This is a genomic window from Polaromonas sp. P1_E1_2, assembly GCF_056406035.1.
In genome coordinates this window covers 1-1,300 of the sequence record NZ_JBFUAZ010000863.1, presented here as the reverse complement: position 1 = coordinate 1,300, position 1,300 = coordinate 1, and the positions used below count along the sequence as shown (strand labels likewise).

Annotated in this window: 2 protein-coding genes; both read right to left on the bottom strand. The window is 65.2% G+C overall.

Features of this window, described 5'->3' with window-relative positions:
- On the bottom strand, positions 1-440 hold a 440-nt coding region (locus AC1D1P_RS23605; RefSeq protein ID WP_477674681.1), incomplete at its 3' end, for a hypothetical protein.
- Positions 437-1,300 (bottom strand): hypothetical protein (locus tag AC1D1P_RS23600; RefSeq protein WP_477674680.1); only part of this gene is annotated, 864 nt, incomplete at its 5' end. The genes AC1D1P_RS23605 and AC1D1P_RS23600, both read right to left, overlap by 4 nt.

Genomic DNA, 1,300 nt, shown 5'->3' with positions numbered 1-1,300 from the left:
GTGTAGGCCAACATGGATGGATAGTTCGAGGCCATCAGGGTCAGCTCGATCTTGCGGCTTGCGGGGTTGGCGGTGTTGGGCACCATGGAGAGCAGGGTGACCCGGCCTTCGACGGTATCGGCGGCGGCTTCAAGGGCCTCAAACATCAGCGACCACGGTGTTTGCAGCAAGGCTTCGAGCTGCCGCCTGGCCTTGATCTTTTCGAACAGGGCGGGGTTGTTCTCGGCCTGCCGCATCTGTTCACTCAGCGCGCTTTGCTGTTTGAAAATCCTGGCCTGCTGGGCGCGGACGCCCTCAAGCTGCTCCCCAGCCCTTGAGGTCATGTACAGGCCCGAGAATGCGGCGCAAATGCCCGCGGCCAGGATGAGCCAGCTCAAGGGGCGGTAGCGCGGCGCGCCCGGCGCAAACTCGAACGGGCTCTCGATCAGATGCCGGCTCATGCTGCCAGCTCCATGGCAACTGTGGGTGATGCTTCTACCGCATGGGCCGGCCAGACGCAGGGAACCGCCTGTTCATCAACGCCCGCGCCCGAAGCGATCAGGAAACGGTCCAGCGCGGGCTGAAGCCAGGGGTCGCCTGTGGGCGTTGGGAGCGGCGTGACCGTGCGCCAGGCATTGACGGCGCTGCCGTTTACCAAGCGGATGAAGGTCACAGCCGCATGGCGGTGCCCCGAGGCCTCCCGTTCTGTCCAGACCAAGGTGCGCGCATCGCGCTGGTGCCGGCATTTTTGGAGCTCGCTGTCGAGCTGTTCCACGATGGCTGGCTGGCAGCTTGCAAGCGTCATGCGCTGAGCCTGGGCCAGTGTGTGCAGGCCGGCGACCAGGGCTGACTCGAGCGTGATCACGCACAGATGCGTCTGGTTGGCCTCGATGCGCCAGCGCACTTCATGCCCGGCCGCCTCCATGCCCAATGCCTCTTGCGAGAGCGCCCTTGCCACGGCTCGTAGCTGTTGTTCGGAGCGCGCCAAGGGCGAAGAAAAATCCATGGGTGCGATGCCGACATAGGAAGTGCCCATCCCCGTACGCACCACGAGGCGGCAGCCATCGAGAGATTCCGTCTGGCGCGCGCGCAACGCATGCAGAGCTTGCGCGGCGGCTTCGAGCAGGGCTGTGATGCTGTCGGCGCGCGTGGCACCTGAAACCCAGCTTGCCGTTTCGACGATTGGGGTGGCTGCGGCTTCTTCAGTGGGCTCGCTTTTTTCCGGCAACGTCCGGCCCAGATTGCGCACCAGGCGCAGGCCCCAGCCGGGCGCGGCCGGCTTAAGCGTCGCCCTTAGGTGAGAGGCGCCAATGTCCAGGTG